General features: G+C 60.7%; 13 protein-coding genes. 12 read left to right on the top strand and 1 reads right to left on the bottom strand.

Annotated elements, in window-relative coordinates; translation table 11 throughout:
• Positions 1-78 precede the first annotated feature (78 nt).
• From BQ9846_RS05245 to BQ9846_RS17080, 7 genes are all read left to right on the top strand, one after another.
• Positions 79-2,046 carry a metallophosphoesterase family protein gene (locus tag BQ9846_RS05245; protein ID WP_075879590.1) on the top strand — a complete coding sequence of 656 codons (1,968 nt, stop codon included), beginning with the start codon at positions 79-81 and terminating at the stop codon, positions 2,044-2,046.
• A gap of 99 nt (positions 2,047-2,145) precedes the next feature.
• Positions 2,146-4,188 carry a protein-L-isoaspartate(D-aspartate) O-methyltransferase gene (locus BQ9846_RS05240; RefSeq protein WP_075879589.1) on the top strand — a complete coding sequence of 681 codons (2,043 nt, stop codon included), beginning with the start codon at positions 2,146-2,148 and terminating at the stop codon, positions 4,186-4,188.
• A 133-nt stretch (positions 4,189-4,321) separates the two neighbouring features.
• Entirely contained in the window at positions 4,322-6,106 is a 1,785-nt protein-coding gene (locus tag BQ9846_RS05235; protein WP_144049381.1) for a bifunctional diguanylate cyclase/phosphodiesterase, read from the top strand.
• 132 nt (positions 6,107-6,238) lie between these two features.
• On the top strand, positions 6,239-8,182 hold the full coding sequence (locus BQ9846_RS05230; RefSeq protein WP_075879587.1) for a methyl-accepting chemotaxis protein: 1,944 nt from the start codon (positions 6,239-6,241) through the stop codon (positions 8,180-8,182).
• A gap of 229 nt (positions 8,183-8,411) precedes the next feature.
• Complete coding sequence (locus BQ9846_RS05225) at positions 8,412-9,743, top strand: sensor domain-containing diguanylate cyclase (protein ID WP_083651477.1); 1,332 nt, start codon at positions 8,412-8,414, stop codon at positions 9,741-9,743.
• 35 nt (positions 9,744-9,778) lie between these two features.
• Entirely contained in the window at positions 9,779-11,179 is a 1,401-nt protein-coding gene (locus BQ9846_RS05220; RefSeq protein WP_268874667.1) for a putative bifunctional diguanylate cyclase/phosphodiesterase, read from the top strand.
• A complete protein-coding gene (locus BQ9846_RS17080; RefSeq protein ID WP_268874666.1) occupies positions 11,106-11,504 on the top strand; it encodes an EAL domain-containing protein in 399 nt (132 codons plus the stop codon). The genes BQ9846_RS05220 and BQ9846_RS17080 overlap by 74 nt, the downstream gene beginning before the upstream one ends.
• Before the next feature lie 86 nt (positions 11,505-11,590).
• Here BQ9846_RS17080 and BQ9846_RS05215 read toward each other — a convergent pair whose 3' ends face one another.
• Positions 11,591-12,484 (bottom strand): putative metalloprotease CJM1_0395 family protein, encoded by an 894-nt coding sequence (locus BQ9846_RS05215; RefSeq protein ID WP_083651591.1) that lies wholly within the window; start codon positions 12,482-12,484, stop codon positions 11,591-11,593.
• A 90-nt stretch (positions 12,485-12,574) separates the two neighbouring features.
• On the opposite strand from BQ9846_RS05215, the gene BQ9846_RS05210 reads away from it, so the two are divergent.
• The 5 genes from BQ9846_RS05210 to ribF all read left to right on the top strand — a co-directional run bounded on the left by BQ9846_RS05210 (position 12,575) and on the right by ribF (position 16,838).
• On the top strand, positions 12,575-12,796 hold the full coding sequence (locus tag BQ9846_RS05210; protein ID WP_075879586.1) for a DUF2835 domain-containing protein: 222 nt from the start codon (positions 12,575-12,577) through the stop codon (positions 12,794-12,796).
• Positions 12,797-12,839: 43 nt separating this feature from the next.
• Positions 12,840-13,511, top strand: coding sequence for a glutathione S-transferase (locus tag BQ9846_RS05205; RefSeq protein ID WP_075879585.1), 672 nt, complete (start codon positions 12,840-12,842; stop codon positions 13,509-13,511).
• A 299-nt stretch (positions 13,512-13,810) separates the two neighbouring features.
• On the top strand, positions 13,811-14,077 hold the full coding sequence (gene rpsT, locus BQ9846_RS05200) for a 30S ribosomal protein S20 (protein ID WP_075879584.1): 267 nt from the start codon (positions 13,811-13,813) through the stop codon (positions 14,075-14,077).
• Between the two features lie 48 nt (positions 14,078-14,125).
• A complete protein-coding gene (murJ, locus tag BQ9846_RS05195; RefSeq protein WP_075881650.1) occupies positions 14,126-15,703 on the top strand; it encodes a murein biosynthesis integral membrane protein MurJ in 1,578 nt (525 codons plus the stop codon).
• Positions 15,704-15,773: 70 nt separating this feature from the next.
• On the top strand, positions 15,774-16,838 hold the full coding sequence (gene ribF / locus BQ9846_RS05190; RefSeq protein WP_075879583.1) for a bifunctional riboflavin kinase/FAD synthetase: 1,065 nt from the start codon (positions 15,774-15,776) through the stop codon (positions 16,836-16,838).
• Positions 16,839-16,841: the final 3 nt, after the last annotated feature.

Genomic DNA, 16,841 nt, shown 5'->3' with positions numbered 1-16,841 from the left:
GTTAACGCCCTGCTTTCAACCGCCTAGCGGATTCGTGGTCCAATGGCCTCAGACCGTTTTCCGAGCAGAAGGAGTACCATGGCCTCCATCGCCACCGCCTCACCCGATGTCGCCTCGCTGCCGGATATTCTCGTTGGCCCATTGCTGCGGCGCGTTACCTCTGGCCGCTGGGTGATGTGGCTTGTGGCCTCGCGCCGGCTTTCGCTCACGCTGGCGCTAACCCCGCCAGAAGGCGAGACGCAGCGCTATCCGCTCACTGCACAAAGTGACGTGGCTCAGTGCCTGCCGCTGGGTAAACACGCCTACCTCTATCTGATCGATCTACCGCTGTCGCGGCCGCTGCCCGTGGATACGCCGATTGCGTACGACGTGCTGCTCACGCAAGAAGAGGGGGTGGAAAAAGGCATGGCCGAGTGGGCACCGTGGCTCTGTTACGACGGCGCGACGTCGCCGAGCGTGGTGATTGCCTCGCGCCATCATCAGCTGATGCACGGCTCCTGCCGTAAACCTCACCACGACAGCGCCGATGGCTTGGTGCGCGCGGATGCCTGGCTGGCGGAAAAGGGCGGCGCGGCGGCGACCGAACGCCCGGCGTGGCTATTGATGACCGGCGATCAAGTGTACGTGGACGACGTGGCGGGACCGATGCTGCGCGCCATTCACACATTGATTGACCGCTTAGGGCTGGTGGATGAGCAGTTGGAGGGGGCCACGGTCGCGGACAGCCAGGCGCTTTACCGCTCCTCTTATACCTACTACCAGCGTGAGGCGCTGCTGCCCGATATCACCAGCAACGCCGCGCTGCGCGAGCGCTTTTTCGGCGGGGTGAAAAAGCCGGTGTTTACCTCCGCCAACGCGCATAACCACCTCATGACCTTCGCGGAAATGTTGGCGATGTACTGTTTGGTCTGGTCGCCGACCCCGTGGCGGTTAATCGCTCCCGAAATGCCGGCATTAGCGGAGAAGGACGCGGCGCTGTATCGCCAGGAACAGGCCATTATCGATGCCTTTGTCGCAGGGTTGCCGCAGTGCGCCCGGGTGATGGCGCACCTGCCTAGCCTGATGATTTTTGACGATCACGACGTAACCGACGACTGGAACCTCACGGCGGACTGGGAACGCGCGGCCTATGGGCATCCATTCTCCAAGCGCATTATCGGTAACGCGCTGCTGGCGTACTTGCTGTGCCAGGGCTGGGGCAACGCGCCGGAAAAGCTCAATCCGCTGGTGACCCAAGCACACTGCCTGCTCGACGAGGCGGCCAAGGATAACGAGAACACGCTGCCCGCGCACGATCAGGATGCGCTGATTGAGCGGACACTGCGCTTTCAGGGCTGGGAGTTTTACCTTCCCGGCGAGCCGGCGATCGTGGTGCTGGATACGCGCACCCGCCGCTGGCGTAGCGAGAGAAACCTCAACCGCCCTTCGGGGTTGATGGATTGGGAAGCGTTGATCGAAATGCAGCAGACGCTTTTGGGCGCGCCCAGTGCGGTCATTGTCTCCCCGGCGCCGATGTTTGGGGTGAAACTGATCGAAGGCGTGCAGAAGCTCTTTACCTGGATCGGCAAGCCGCTAGTGGTGGACGCGGAGAACTGGATGGCGCACCGGGGCGCGGCGAGCGTCCTGCTGCATATTTGGTGTCACTCCAAAACGCCGGGCAACTACGTGATTCTCTCAGGCGATGTGCACTACTCGTTTGCCTACGACATTATCGTCCGCCACCGTCAGGGCGCCCCCAGGCTGTGGCAAATCACCTCCAGCGGGGTCAAAAACACCTTCCCCGATACCTTGTTGGATGTATTCGACCGGCTGAACCGCTGGCTCTATGCGCCTTTCTCACCGCTTAACTGGTTCACCAAGCGGCGCAAGCTGGCTATCTACCCGCGTGACCCCGATCGTGCCAAGGCCGGGGAGCGACTGTGGAATGCCAGCGGCATGGGGTTGGTCACGCTGGACGAACAGGGTCAGCCGACCGATATTCGCCAGCTCGATGCCCGTGGCGGCGACGTGATCTTTCCTCCGCCGAAAGGGCGGCAGAAACCTTAACGTGATTTGATTTGGGGGGCTCCGGTGCGGGTGTACTACGCTGGAAAAGAGTGACTCTTTACTACGTTTTTCCAGCCAACCGGAGCCGAGGAGATCGACATGGCAGAGGAGAGCGATCAACAAGTTTACGCACGCCGCCGTCAAGCAATGGTAGAGCGTCAGATTGCCGGACGCGGCATCACGTCATCGGTGGTGCTCGATGCCATGGGCAGCGTGCCTCGGGAAGCCTTTCTTCCGCCCTCTATGCGCGAATTCGCCTACGAGGATTCCCCCCTGCCCATCAATGAAGAGCAGACCATTTCCCAGCCCTACATCGTGGCCTACATGGTGGATGCGCTGCAGCTCACGGGAGGCGGGCGTATTCTCGAAGTCGGCACCGGGTCGGGCTACGCCGCCGCCGTGCTGGGTGAAATCGGCGATCGCGTGGTGACGCTTGAGCGCTACCAGTCCCTGGCCGATAGCGCCCGGGGCGTGCTCGATTCGCTCGGCTACGACAACGTCGAGGTGATCTACACCGATGGCACCCTGGGCTGGTCTGAGAAGGCGCCCTATGACGCCATCGTGGTCGCCGCCGGTGGCCCCGAGGTACCCGAATCGCTCAAGCAGCAGTTGGCGATCGGCGGGCGCCTCGTGATCCCCGTGGGGCCCGCGCAAACCGAGCAGGCGCTGGTTCGCGTGACGCGGGTCTCGGAGAGTGAGTTTCGCGAAGAGCACCTGACCGAGGTGCGCTTTGTCCCTTTGGTCGGGGACGCCGGGTGGGAGGATCGTCGCGGCAACCATCCCAATAAGCGCGCCCCAGTCGCTAGGGCGGCGCCGAGTCACGCGGCCCAAGAATCGAACGACGCCACGACGAGTGAGCTTGTGGCCCAAGCGGCCGAGCCCATCGACGATATCGATGAGGGCGAGATCGACAAAATGCTCGAGCGGATCGGCGATTCCCGCGTGGTGCTGATCGGCGAAGCCTCGCACGGCACCTCGGAGTTCTATCGCTTTCGCGCCCGCATCACCCGCGCGCTGATCGAGAAAAAAGGCTTTAATTTTGTCGCCGTGGAGGCCGACTGGCCCGACGCCAGCCGCGTCGATCACTACGTGCGCCACCGGCAGACTCCACCGTCCGAGTGGACGGCTTTCTCTCGCTTTCCCACTTGGATGTGGCGCAACGAGGAGGTGCGCGACTTTGTCGATTGGCTGCGCGAATACAACGCCGGCATTGATGACGCCGATAAGCGCGTAGGTTTTCATGGCCTGGACCTCTACAGCCTGTTCACCTCCATCGATGCGGTGCTCGATTACCTCGACGAAGTGGACCCCGAGGCGGCGATGACGGCGCGAGAGCGCTACGGCTGTCTCACTCCTTGGCAGGCCGACCCCATGACCTATGGCCGCGCCGCGGTTTCCGGGCGTTATCGCGAGTGCGAGGATGACGCGGTGGCCATGCTGGTGGAGCTGCTCAACAAACGCATGACGTATACCGATCAGGATGGCGAGCGCTTTCTGGACGCGGTGCAGAATGCCCGCCTGATCGCCAATGCCGAGCGCTACTACCGCAGCATGTACAGCGGCTACAGCGACTCCTGGAACCTGCGCGACCAGCACATGTTCGATACCCTCGAATCCTTGCTGTCCCATGGCGGCCAGGGCACCAAGGCGGTGGTCTGGGAGCACAACTCCCACATCGGCGATGCCAGCGCCACCGACATGCTCGCCCGGGGACAGCATAACGTGGGTCAGCTGTGCCGCGAGGCCTATGGCGACGACGCCTACCTGATCGGTTTCGGTACCCATAGCGGCACCGTCGCGGCGGCCACCGATTGGGATGACCCCATGGAGGTCAAGCAAGTCCGGCCCTCGCTGGAGGGCAGTTGGGAGCGGATTTTCCACGAGACGGGTATCCCCGCTTTTACGCTGCCGCTGCGCCATGTGCCGTTACCCGAACTCGATAAGCGTCTGCACGGGATCTATCTGGAGCGGGCCATCGGGGTGATTTACCGCCCGGAAACCGAGCGGGCCAGCCACTACTTCAAGGCGCGCCTGGCGGATCAGTTCGACGAGTATGTCTGGATCGACCAAACCCGCGCGGTGACGCCGCTAAGCAGTAAAACCCTTGAGGGCGTGCCGGAAACGTACCCCTTCGGTCTTTAAAAAGGTCTTTAAGAAGGTCTTTACAGAGAGTCTTTGAGAGGCTCTTTGAGACGGTCTCTGAGAGGCGTTGTCATGCGCTTGTCACCTTAATCGCGCACGCTTTAGCATTTGGCGATACAAGATGGGGGCAGGCATGACCGCTCAAGAAGCACAGTGGCTAACGCGTATTATTGCCGATGAAGCGCTTGAGGTACTTTTCCAGCCCATCGTGGATACCGGCCAGCAGGTGATTTATGGCTACGAGGCGCTGGTGCGCGGGCCAGCGGCCTCGCCATTGCACTCCCCGCTGCGACTCTTTGAGGTCGCCACCCAGGCGGGGAAGCTGGTGGAGCTGGACATCCTCTGCCGCCGTTTGGCGATTCACCGCTTCGCGGCGCTGGATCTGCCTGGCTTTCTGTTTCTCAACGTCATGCCGCTGACGATTGTCGAGCGCGATTTTCGTGAAGGCCTGACGCTGGGCTTTATCCGCGATGCGGGTATTCCCGCCGAACGGGTGGTGATCGAGCTTACCGAGCACGTGCCCATTCACGACTATGCGCTGATGCGTCAAGCGGTGGATCACTACCGCGACATGGGCTTTCGCGTGGCCCTCGACGACCTAGGCGCCGGCCATTCGAGTCTGCGCCACTGGTCAGAGCTACGGCCCGATTTCGTCAAGCTCGATCGCCACTTCATCTCCGGGGTCGATCAGGAACCCGCCAAGCGCGAGTTTCTGCGCTCGATCATCGGGGTCGCGCGTAGTCTTGATTGCAAGTTGATTGCCGAAGGCGTCGAAACCGCCGGCGAGCATTTGTGCCTGTGGGAGCTCGACCGCGGGCTTGCGCTGTTGCAGGGCTACTACTTTGCCCGCCCCAACGCCAAGCCGCCGCTTACACTGGCGATGCCGCTACCAGGAACCGCGCCGCTGAAAGCCATCGCCGGGCGTAATGCACGCACGATTTGCCGCCAGGTGCCTGAGGTCGCGCCTGAGTGTTCGGTACCCAAGCTGGCCGAGCGTTTTCGTCGCCACCCTGAGCTGCGCTGCGTGGCCGTGGTGCAGGCGGGCAAGCCCCTTGCCGTTATCCGCCGCAGTCACTTTTTAGCGCTGTTTACCAACCCCTTTAGCCACGCCCTGTACGCTAAAACGCGGGTGCTAGAAGTCGCGGATCATCGCATGCTAGTGGCCGAGGCCGAGATGCCGTTGGAGGCGCTCAGCCAGCGTTTAACCGATAGCCACGATATCGAGCAGGAGGACTTTGTGGTGGTGAACGCCAGCGGCGAGTATTTGGGCATGGGCAATATCGTCGATTTGCTGCGCGAAATCACCGCCATTCAAGTGCGCCAAGCGCGCCACGCCAACCCCTTGACCGGGCTGCCCGGCAACATTTTGATCAATGAAACCTTAAGCGACTACCTCCATTCGGGGGAGGCCTTTGCCGCGGCCTATGTGGATCTGGATAACTTTAAAGCCTTTAACGATGTCTACGGCTACGCCCACGGCGACCACGTGATCATTTCGGTGGCGCGATTGCTGCAGGCGCAGGTCGAGAGCGTCGGCGGCTTTACCGGCCATATTGGCGGTGACGATTTTATGCTGCTCCTACCCCTGGCCCATTGGGAGAAGACGGTCCGGCAGATACTGGCGCATGTTGAAGCCATCGCGCCCGGCTTTTACGAAGCGGCCGACCGCGCACAGGGCGGCATCCGGATCGAAAACCGCCAAGGCGTGGTGAGCTTTTTTCCCTTTTTCAGCGTCTCCATCGCGGTCAAGCCGGTCGCCGCCCATGCGTGCTGTGAAGCCCTGGATATTTCAAGCGACCTATCCGAGCTGAAACATCAGGCCAAGAAGATCGCTGGCAACAGCCTTTTTGTCGAGCGGCGCGGTTGTTGCATCGCGCCACAGCATCGCGGGAACGCCGCAGCGGCGATGGAGCGCTGATATCACTCTTTACGGCAATTCCTACAACTAAAGTGTGATGCTGGTCAACGCAACCGGTTCAAAAATCCTTATCCTGTCTGCCACACTGGGGTCAGCGAGACGCTGATTCACGCGCGTAAGAAGGGGGAAGGGATGAAAAATTATCTAAATCGAACACCCATGCGAGCCAAGTTCGCGCTGGTGCTGGCGCTGCCACTGCTGGCGCTGGCGTGGTTCGCCATCAACGGTGTGCTGGAGCGCCAGGCCGCGGTGCGTGAGCTCGACCGACTCTACGCGATGACGGAGCTTGCCCAAAGCGCCGGCGACTGGGTGCATCAGATACAGCTGGAAAGGGGGATGACCGCCGGGTTTTTGGGAAGTGAAGGCGAGTCCTTCAGCGAGCAGCTGATTCAGCAGCGCCGAAATGTTGATGACGCCGCGGCCGCCTTTCGCGAGCAGCGCGATGCCTTGGCCGAAGGCGTGCTGAGCGAGGCCGCGCGCGACGATTTAACCCAGCTTAACCGGCAGTGGGAGCGCACCGGGCGGATTCGCGGTGACGTCGATAACCTCGATATTGCGACCCGCGAGGTGCTTGGCCACTATACCGGCATCAATCAGCAATTAATGACCCTCGTCGGCGAGCTGTCCCAGCTCACCCGGGAGGGTGAGATCAGTCGTCAGCTCGCCGCCTATTTCAATCTGCTGGAAGCCAAAGACCTCGCCGGTATTGAGCGCGCGATGCTGGCCAATGCTTTCGCCGCCGACGGGATGACGCCGCAAGCGCTGCGTAACTTTTTGTCGCTATTGGGCGAAGAAAAGGCGTTTCTGACCGCGTTTCGTGCGCTTTCCCGTCCTGAAGTGCGTGACGCATTAGATCAAGCCTTGAGCGGACCTGAGATCGAGCGTTTGATCGAGCGCCGTGAGCTGGCGATTAGCCAATACGACACCGGCGGCTACAATGTCGACCCCGAGCAGTGGTTTGAGTGGCAGACGGTCAAGATTGGCCGCTTGAAAGCACTCGAAGATAACGTCGCGGAAAACGTGATCACCACCACGGCGGCGCTACGTAGCGAGGCGCGCCAAGCGCTTTGGGTCTACCTCGCCGTGGCGATTCTCTCAAGTGCGGTGGCGGTGATTGTCGCGGTACTCATGGTACGCACGATAACCGGGCCGCTTAAGCGTGCGCTGAACAGTATCGCCACGCGCGGTAACGATTTGACCCAGCGCTTAGAGGTGCCCGGCACTGACGAATTGTCCAAGCTATACCGTGCCTTTAACGACGCCTCTGCTGATACCGAGCGGCTCGCGGCCGAGGTCAAGCGGAACGCCCAGTCGGTCGAGGTGGCCAGCGGTGAAATCGCCCAGGGCAACCAAGACTTGGCGCAGCGTACCGAAGAGCAGTCGGCCTCTCTTGTGCAGACGGCCTCAAGCATGGAAGAGATCACGGCCACCGTGCGCCAGACCGCCGATAATGCTCACCAAGCGCAGCGCATGACCAACGACGTGGCCCACGAGGCGCAAGACGCCGCAAGCGTTGCTTCGCGTGCGCAGCAGGCGATGCAGCAGATTCACGAAGCCAATGATCAGGTCACCACGATTATTGCCGCGATCGATAATATCGCTTTCCAAACCAACCTGTTGGCGCTCAACGCCTCGGTCGAGGCGGCCCGCGCCGGCGAGCACGGCCGTGGCTTTGCCGTGGTGGCGGATGAGGTGCGCAAGCTCGCGAGTCGCAGCGCCCAAGAGGCGGATCAAATTCGTAAGCTGATCGACAATAATGTGGCGAAAATCAGCGAAGGGGAGTCGCTGGTCAACTCAACGAGCGACACGCTGGAGACGATTTCGCAGCGCGTACAGAAAGTGGCAGGTTTGGTTGACGAGATGGCCTCGGCGACCACCGAGCAGTCTTCCGGCATCGAGGAGATAAACCGCGCCATGACGCAGCTAGAGGAAGTCACCCAGCAAAATGCCGCCCTGGTCGAGCAGGTCGCCGCGGCGAGCCGCTCGCTCGATGAGCAGGCCGAGGACATGGCCGAAATGATTGGCAAATACAAAGTCGGGGAGGTGAGCGGTCAACCGCGGCTAGGCGCCTCGTAGCGCTTTATGGTAAACGAAAGGGTAGAATATGCAGGGCGTCAAATGGCGCCCTGCTTGCTTTTTAGTGATACAGAGCTTGTACATTCAATCGTTGACGTATATCAAATTTTTGTAAGACAGCGCGGTCAAAACGTCGTAGCCGCCCCTATTTTTATAGGGGGTTCGCTATGATGGCTTTTTACACGACGCGAAACGGGACGATGGCTGACGCGTTTTAGGAGTCACCGCAATGAATGCCCCCTCTCAGCATAATCATCACAGCGATCCCACGCATAAGCCCACGGATGCGGGCTTTATGAGTCTGCGCTTTGAGCAGTTTTATATCGCCGTTGAGCAGAGTCCCGTGGCAACGGCGATTACCGATGCCGCGGGCGCTATTGAGTTCGTTAATCAGCGGTTTCTGGACATTACCGGCTACTCCCGCAGCGAACTACTGGGCAAAACACCGGCGCTGATTCAGTCGGGCATGACGCCTAACCGCGTTTACGATGATATGTGGACAACGCTACGCGCCGGTGAGGTTTGGCGAGGGGAGATTTTAAACCGGCGCAAAAACGGTGAGCTTTACTGGGAAGCGCAAACCATCACGCCGGTAAAAAGTACCGACGGCGAGATTATTAACTTTGTCGCCGTAAAAGAGGACATTACCCACCGTCGTCAGCAAGAGAACGAGTTGCGCTTGATGGCCGCCGCGTTTGAAACCGGGCAGGCCACCGTCATCACCAATGGGGATATGGTCATTGAGCGGGTGAATCAGGCGTTTACCGATATCACCGGCTATGAAAGCCATGAAGTGGTCGGCCAAACGCCGAAACTTTTTAAGTCCGGGCGCCACGATAAGGCGTTTTATCAAAGAATGTGGCAAGCGCTGCACGAAACCGGCCACTGGCAGGGCGAAATATGGAACCGCAATAAATGGGGCGATATCTACCCGCTTTGGCAGTCGATTACCGCCGTGCCCGACGCCGATGGCGAGGTGCGCCACTTCGTGTCGGTCTTCCATGATATCGCCGAGCGCAAACGCATGGAGCACGAGCTGGAGAATCAAGCCACGCGCGACCATTTGACCGGTGCCTACAATCGCCGCGCCTTTGATACGGCGTTAAGCCAGTGCATGAGCGATGCCGTGCATGCCCATCAGCCGTTCGTGCTGCTGATGTTTGATATTGACCACTTTAAGCGGGTCAACGACAACTACGGCCATGATCGTGGCGATGAGATACTGCAGCAACTGGCGGTGTGTATCAAAGGCTGCTTGCGCGACAGCGATATTCTGGCGCGCTGGGGTGGCGAGGAGTTTGCCATTTTGCTGCGCAACACCCAGCAAGCGGGAGGCGAAACCTTTGCCCAGCGCATTGGTCAGCGTGTGCGCAGCCGCCTGTTTTCAGGCCACACGATTACTATCAGTATTGGCGTGGCCCAGTACTCAGTGGGCGAGGCGCAAGACGCGCTCGTTAACCGCGTGGACCAAGCGCTTTATGCCGCCAAGCATCAAGGCCGCGACACCGTGGTGGTCAGCCCGCAGGTGAGTGCCGAAAACGTAGAAGAGGACATAGGGTGATCGGAGATGTTAACTCAACAAAGGAGCCGACACGGATGTGCCCATTAACACCGCCGAGCCCCCATGCACACGATACGGACGCTTTAACGGAAGCGGTTTTTCGCCACGCCAACGAGGCGATTATCATTACCGATGCTGAGAACCGGGTTATCCAGGTCAATCCGGCGTTTAGCGAACTCACGGGGTTTCGCCTGCAAGACGTGGCAGGCAAAACGCCGGAAGCCTTTAGCATTCTCCCCCTGGATGACAGTCGCACTAACCGTCTGATGCGCGAAGAGCTTTCGCTGCGCGATCGCAGTAAAAGCCAAGTGAGCTATAAAGGCCACGACGGCCAGTTCTATCCGGGGATGATGTCGATCAACCGAGTGCGCGATATCGTCGGGGAGGTGAGCCACCATGTGATCGTGCTGGCCGATCTTTCTGCCATTCCCTCCCACGCGCGCCATCTAAGCCGTGAAGTCTACTTTGATGCCTTGACCGGCCTGCCTAACCTACAGCTGTTAACGCAGCTGATTCAGGAGTCGATGCAGCACGCGGAGAAGGGCCAAAACACGCTGGCGGTCTGCTCGCTGGATATCGACTTCTTCAAAAAGGTAAACGACCGGCTCGGCTCCCAAGTGGGCGACGAACTGCTTGCGACGTTCTCCCAGCGGATTAGCCATTTGCTCTTTGGGGATGATGTACTCGCGCGCGTCGGCGGCGATGAGTTTGTTTTGCTCCTGCATCACGGGGTGGATGAGGCCTTTTTCGACCGACTTTTAGCCTCCATTCGCAAGCCGCTGATGATCGCGGGGCAGAGCGTGCATTTAACCGCAAGCCTGGGGGTGACGCTTTATCCGCAGGATGCCGTTCAGGGCGATGTGCTACTGCGTCATGCCCACCAAGCGATGTATCGCGCCAAGCAGCGCGGTCGCGATACCTTCCACCTTTTTGACCCTGAGCACGACCGCCTGCTGCAAGTTCGCCACGAGCAGCGCCAGCGCTTTATTCAAGCGCTGCAAAACGACGAGTTGCGCCTGCACTATCAGCCCCAGGTGGATATGCGCAGCGGCGAAGTGGTGGGGGTGGAAGCGCTGATTCGTTGGCAGCACCCCGAGCAGGGGCTGCTTCCACCAGCAGATTTTCTGCCGGTGATCGATGCCACCTCGCTGGAAATAGACTTGGGCGAGTGGGTATTGGAAACCGCCATGCGCCAGCTGTCGCTGTGGGCGCAAAACGGTATTGCGCTGCCGATTAACGTCAATATCAGCCCGAGCCACTTGCTGGTCAGCGACTTTAGCCAGCGCTTAGCGGCGCTCTTGGCGCGCCATCCCGATGTCCCCCCCGGGTATGCTGAAACTGGAAGTGCTCGAAAGCGCGGCGATGCACGATATTCAAGCGGCGCTGGAAACCATGGCGGAGTGTCAGCGTCTCGGCGTGAATTTTGCCATCGATGATTTTGGCACCGGTTTCTCCTCGCTAACCCATTTGCGCCAGCTGCCGGTGAATTTGATCAAGATCGATAAGAGCTTCGTGCGCGATATGTTGAGCGACCAGGACGACATGGCCATCGTGGAGAGCGTTATTTACATGGCCAACCGGTTTAGACACCCCATGCTGGCAGAGGGCGTTGAGACGCTCGCCCATGCCAAGGCGCTGCTCGCGCTGGGGTGCGAGCTGGCGCAAGGCTATGGCATTGCCAAACCGATGCCGGCGGAAGCCCTGCCCAAATGGCTCTCCCACTGGCCAACGCGGGAAGACTGGAGCGCCTTAACGCATTAAGGAGAGTCTCAACGTATTAGAGAGAAAAAAAGGGATAAAAAAACGGGGGCGGCACTGTGTGCCGCCCCCGTTTTTGTGTACTCACCCTAAGCCGCGCGCGCGTTGGGGTCAGGGTTCGCGGTAGGGTCAACGGCGTTAGGCGGCTGTGCCACCGAGGCAGCCGCTAAGCTGCCGCGTGCCGCGGCGGCGCTCGCCGGGTCGGGTGCCATGATCGCTATGCCTTCGGCGCTTTTACTGGCACTGGCACTATCGCCAGTCGCACCGGCAGCGTCGACGTTATCGCGTTGGCTTGACTCGGCGCCGGCGCGAGCGTTATTCATCTCGCTTTGCTGCATGGCGGCTTCGAGCTTGGCTTCAAGCATGTACTGGCGTGCTTGAGCGGCGACCTGGCGATCCTTTGAAGAGGGCTCCGCTGGCGCCATCGCGGCGGAAATCACCGTCTGCATTTTATCAATGGTGGCTTTGGGGTCGCCGGGAACCGGGCCGTAATCAATCGGCACTTCGCCGGCCACCGCGTACTTTTGTCCATCGGGGCCGGTCTCATACTCATAGCTGGCGCTACCGGTATACGGCCCACCGGCGACCTCGTGGGCGCGCTCATGCTGGCGAACTTCCTGGTCGGTACGCTTGAGCTGATCTAGCTGACGAATTTCCTGATCATCCAATGGCGTACCATCGGGGCGCGTGGGGCCGGCGGTGGTGGCCGCGTCGCGCTTCTCCTCTTCGCCGCGCTGCTCATCCGTAACGCCCTGGCGTCCGTCATCAGCACGCTCGGTCGCTCGGCGGCTGCCGGCACTCTCCTCGGTGGCGGTGGCGCTTTGAGTGGCAACCCGCGACTGGGTATTGCCCGCAGCTCCCGGGCGCTGGTCGGCCTGGGATAGTGTCGCTTCCCCCGAACGCGGCGCGGCATTGATCCGCGCGTTTTCGGTCGCGGTGACAGACCAGTAAGTCGACGGTGTACTAACGGGTGAGATTTGCATAAGCCGTACCGGTAAGCAAAACGATAGGATAAAATTGAGTATCGATGACCCTGGGTCAGACTGCAAGATGTAAGCGAGTGCTTTGCCGCCATGCACAGTATTGATATCGGCCTCAACCTCTCCTTCGATGAGTGTTTGGCCCACTACGAGGGACGTATTGCCAATGTGCGCACGCGCAGTGTCGACGGTCGCTGGGTGATTTTTCCCGGTGAGGCCATTCGCCGCGTCGTGACCCACGATGGCGTCCACGGTATTTATCGCCTAACGTTCACTGACGAAGGCAAGTTCGTCAGCATCAAGCCGCTGCGCTGATCGCCTGACGCTTTCGCGCTGAGACCCTGTTACTGGAGCTTCTATGATTCGCGTTCACCACCTGGAAAAGTCGCGCTCGCACCGGGTTCTCTGGCTGTTGGAAACGCTAGCGCTTGAGTATGAAATTATCCCCTACCAGCGCGATAGTGAGACGCAGCTCGCCCCCGAGGCGCTAAAGCGCGTGCATCCGCTGGGCAAGTCGCCGGTCATCACCGATGGGGACATCACCGTGGCGGAGTCGGGGGCGATTATCGACTACCTGCTGAGTCGTTACGGGGAAGGCCGCTGCCAGCCAAGCGCGGACGATACCGTCGAGTGGGTCAATTACCGCTACTGGCTGCACTACGCGGAAGGCTCATTGATGCCGCTTCTGGTCATGCGCTTGGTCTTCGCTCAGCTGCCCAAGCAGTCGCCGTGGCTGATCAAGCCCATCGCCAAGGGGATTAACGCGAAGGTGAATTCGAGCTTTATCGCGCCGCAGTTAACCGAGCACCTGAACATGATAGAAAATCACCTGGCCACGCGTCGGCAGTTCTCTAGCGCCTGGCCAAGCGGTGCCGATGTGCAGATGAGCTTCCCCCTTCAGGCGCTGTCGATGTCGCAGTCGCTGGAGGACTACCCAGCGATTGCGGCCTTTGTTGCGCGGATCGACGCCGATTTCGGCTGGCAGCGGGTGGTGGAGCGGGCCGGCCCGCTGACGCTGCCCGGGCAGTAGTTTTCGCTCCAAGAAGTGCTGTGGGAGTCCTCGACACCTGGGCGTTAAGCGCTAGCCAGGGGGTAGGCTGCGTGATAGACTACGCCATCCTCTCAGACAAGACCCGTGGACGGGCAGCGAAATAGGCTGCCAGTCGCACATTTTGGCTAGGTAAAAAGCCTGCCAAATCAAACCGGTATTAACCAACGTCGGTTTGAACAACGTTAAGGAAGCGTCGCACTGAGGTCACGACCCAGGCGGCGACAACTAGTTAATCCGTTGCCCCAATAGGCAACCTTTTTTCTCCAAGGAGATATCCTGTGGCGAACAGCAAGCAAGCTCGCAAGCGCGCCCGCCAGGCCGAGAAGCGTCGCGTCCTGAAATCCAGCCAGCGCAGCATGGTCCGCACCTACATCAAGCGTGTGATTAAGGCCATCGGCACCGGCGACCACGCGAAAGCGATGGAAGAGTTCAAGGCAGCGCAGCCGGTCATCGACCGCATTGCGGACAAAGACGTGCTTTCTAAAAAGAAAGCCGCGCGTCTGAAAAGCCGCTTGAACAAGCGCATTAAGGCACTGGCGGCGTAAGCCGGCAGGCGCCCTAAAAAACCGGCTGCGGCCGGTTTTTTTGTGCCTATGAGCGAACAAACACCGGCAAATCCCAACATCACTCCCGCGCGCCGTGGCCTAATGGGCTCTGGGGTGATCGTCAGTGCCATGACCATGATCTCGCGGGTGATGGGGCTGGCACGCGACGTGGTCATTGCCGCGCTGTTGGGTGCGGGCAACGGCGCGGATGCCTTTTTTGTTGCCTTCAAAATCCCCAACTTTCTGCGCCGGCTGTTCGCCGAAGGCGCGTTTAACCAGGCCTTCGTGCCGGTGCTCTCGGAGTACTCGACAAGTCGCACACGCCAAGAGATTCGCGAGCTTTTAAACGCCACGGCGGGTAGCTTGACGGCGGTGCTGGCGCTGATCACGGCGCTGGCGATGCTTGGTGCGCCGTGGCTGGTGTGGGTGTTTGCCCCCGGGTTTGGCCGCGACCCGGAGAAGTTGGCGCTCACCGCCGATATGCTGCGGCTTACGTTTCCGTACCTGCTGCTCATTTCGTTGACCGCCTTTTCGGGCAGCGTGCTCAATACCTGGAACCGTTTCGCCGTCCCCGCCTTCACGCCGGTGCTGCTGAACCTGTCGCTGATCGGCGCGGCGCTGTTGCTGATGCCGCTGTTCGACCAACCCGCGATGGCGCTGGCGTGGGGGGTGTTGATTGCCGGGGTCGCGCAGCTAGCGTTTCAGGTGCCGTTTTTGCTGCGCCTGGGGCTTTTGCCCACGCCGTGGCCACAGTTCGCCCACGCGGGCGTTAAACGTATCCTCAAACTCATGGCACCGGCGCTGTTTGGCGTCTCGGTCTCGCAGATCAACCTGCTGCTTGATACCGTTTTGGCCTCGCTGCTGGCGGCGGGCAGCGTCTCTTGGCTCTACTACTCCGACCGCCTGGTGGAGCTGCCGCTCGGCGTGTTTGGCGTGGCGATCGGCACGGTGATTCTGCCCGCACTCTCCAAGCGCCACGCCGAGCAGTCGAGCGCGCACTTTGCCGCCATGCTCGACTGGGCGATCCGTATGGTGCTGCTGCTCGGGCTGCCCGCGGCGCTGGCGCTGGCGGTGCTCGCTGAGCCGCTTTTGATCACGCTGTTTCATTACGGCGCGATGACCGGCCACGATATTCAGATGGCCGCCATGAGCCTGCGGGCTTACGCCTTTGGCCTCTTGGCGTTTATGCTCATCAAAGTGCTGGCACCGGGGTTTTTTGCCCGCCAAGATACCGTGACCCCAGTGAAAGTGGGCATTATCGCCATGGTCGCCAATATGGGGTTTAATCTGCTGCTGATTTGGCCGCTGGCCCACGCGGGGTTAGCCTTGGCGACGGCGCTGTCGGCGTTTATGAACGCGGGGCTTTTAGGATATCTGCTGCGTAAGCAGGGCGTCTTGATCTTCCAGCCCGGCTGGTGGCGCTTTGCCTGGCAGCTGATGGGCGGCAGTGCGGTGATGAGTGGAGGGCTCTACCTGCTCGCGCCGGACTGGCAGGCGTGGCTCGACTTCGGGCTGTGGCAGCGCGTGAGCTGGGTGGCGGCCCTGGTGGTGCTGGGGGCGGGTGCGTACTTCGCCTGGCTGGCGGCGTTTGGCCTGCGCCTGCGCCATCTGAAAATGCACGGCTAGGCATACATTGCCGCCAGTGGGTTGGTTATAATGGCGAATTTTCGTCAAGGCTTTTAACAGCTGAGGTGCCATGCGCGTCATTCGAGGACTGCACAACTTAACGCCGGCGGATCGCGGCTGCGTGGCCACTATCGGTAATTTCGATGGGGTGCATCGCGGCCATCAGGCGATTCTGCAGCAGTGCCGCGAGCACGCGTCACGCCTTAAGGTGCCGCTGGTGGTGGTCGTGTTCGAGCCGCAGCCGCGCGAATTCTTCGCCGGCGAGCAGGCGCCGCCGCGCCTAACCCGCCTGCGCGAGAAAGTGCGCCTGCTAATGGCGCACGGCGCAGAGCGCGTGCTGTGTCTGCCGTTTAACGAGGCGTTGCGAAGCCTCACCGGTCGCGAATTTGTCGAGCAAGTGTTAATCGACGGCTTGGACGTGAAGCACCTGGTAGTAGGCGATGACTTCCGCTTTGGCTGCGATCGCCGGGGAGATTTCACCCTTCTGGAAGCGGTAGGGCGCGAGCGCGGCTTTGGCGTTGAGCATACCCGCACCTTTACCGTGGATGGCGAGCGCGTCTCCAGCACCCGAGTACGCACGATGCTGGCAAGCGGCAACTTTCGCGCGGCGGCAGAGCTTCTGGGGCGCGCCTATTCGCTCAGTGGGCGGGTAGTGCGCGACCAGCAGCTTGGGCGCACTATTGGCGTGCCCACCGCCAACCTGCCGCTTTTGCCCCAGCCGCTGACGCTACGCGGGGTGTTTGCCGTGGTCGCCGAGCTTGACGACGGGTCACGCCACCCCGGTGTGGCCAACGTGGGCTTTCGCCCCACGGTCGGGGCGGATCGCCCCACCCTGGAAGTGCATTTATTCGACTTTGACGGCGACCTTTACGCTAAGCGCTGCACTGTCTACCCCTGCGCGCGGCTGCGCGGGGAGATGAAATTTGACGATTTTGACGCGCTAAAAGCGCAGATCAAGCGCGACCAGGCCCGCGCGCGTCGCTATCTGGAAGGGTTTAACGTGGCAGACAACGCGCTGCCGCTGGCCTCGGCCCCGCTTGGGCGCAAGGCCGCTATTTCTAGCACCACTGCTTTTGACGCTAACTCTTTTGACTCCACGTCGTCGGGCAAGCCCGCCGACGCTAACGACGGCTGACCG

This window comes from Vreelandella massiliensis, assembly GCF_900155385.1.
Taxonomy (GTDB): domain Bacteria; phylum Pseudomonadota; class Gammaproteobacteria; order Pseudomonadales; family Halomonadaceae; genus Vreelandella; species Vreelandella massiliensis.
The sequence above is the reverse complement of the archived record's forward strand: the minus strand, read 5'-3'. Positions and strand labels throughout refer to the sequence as shown.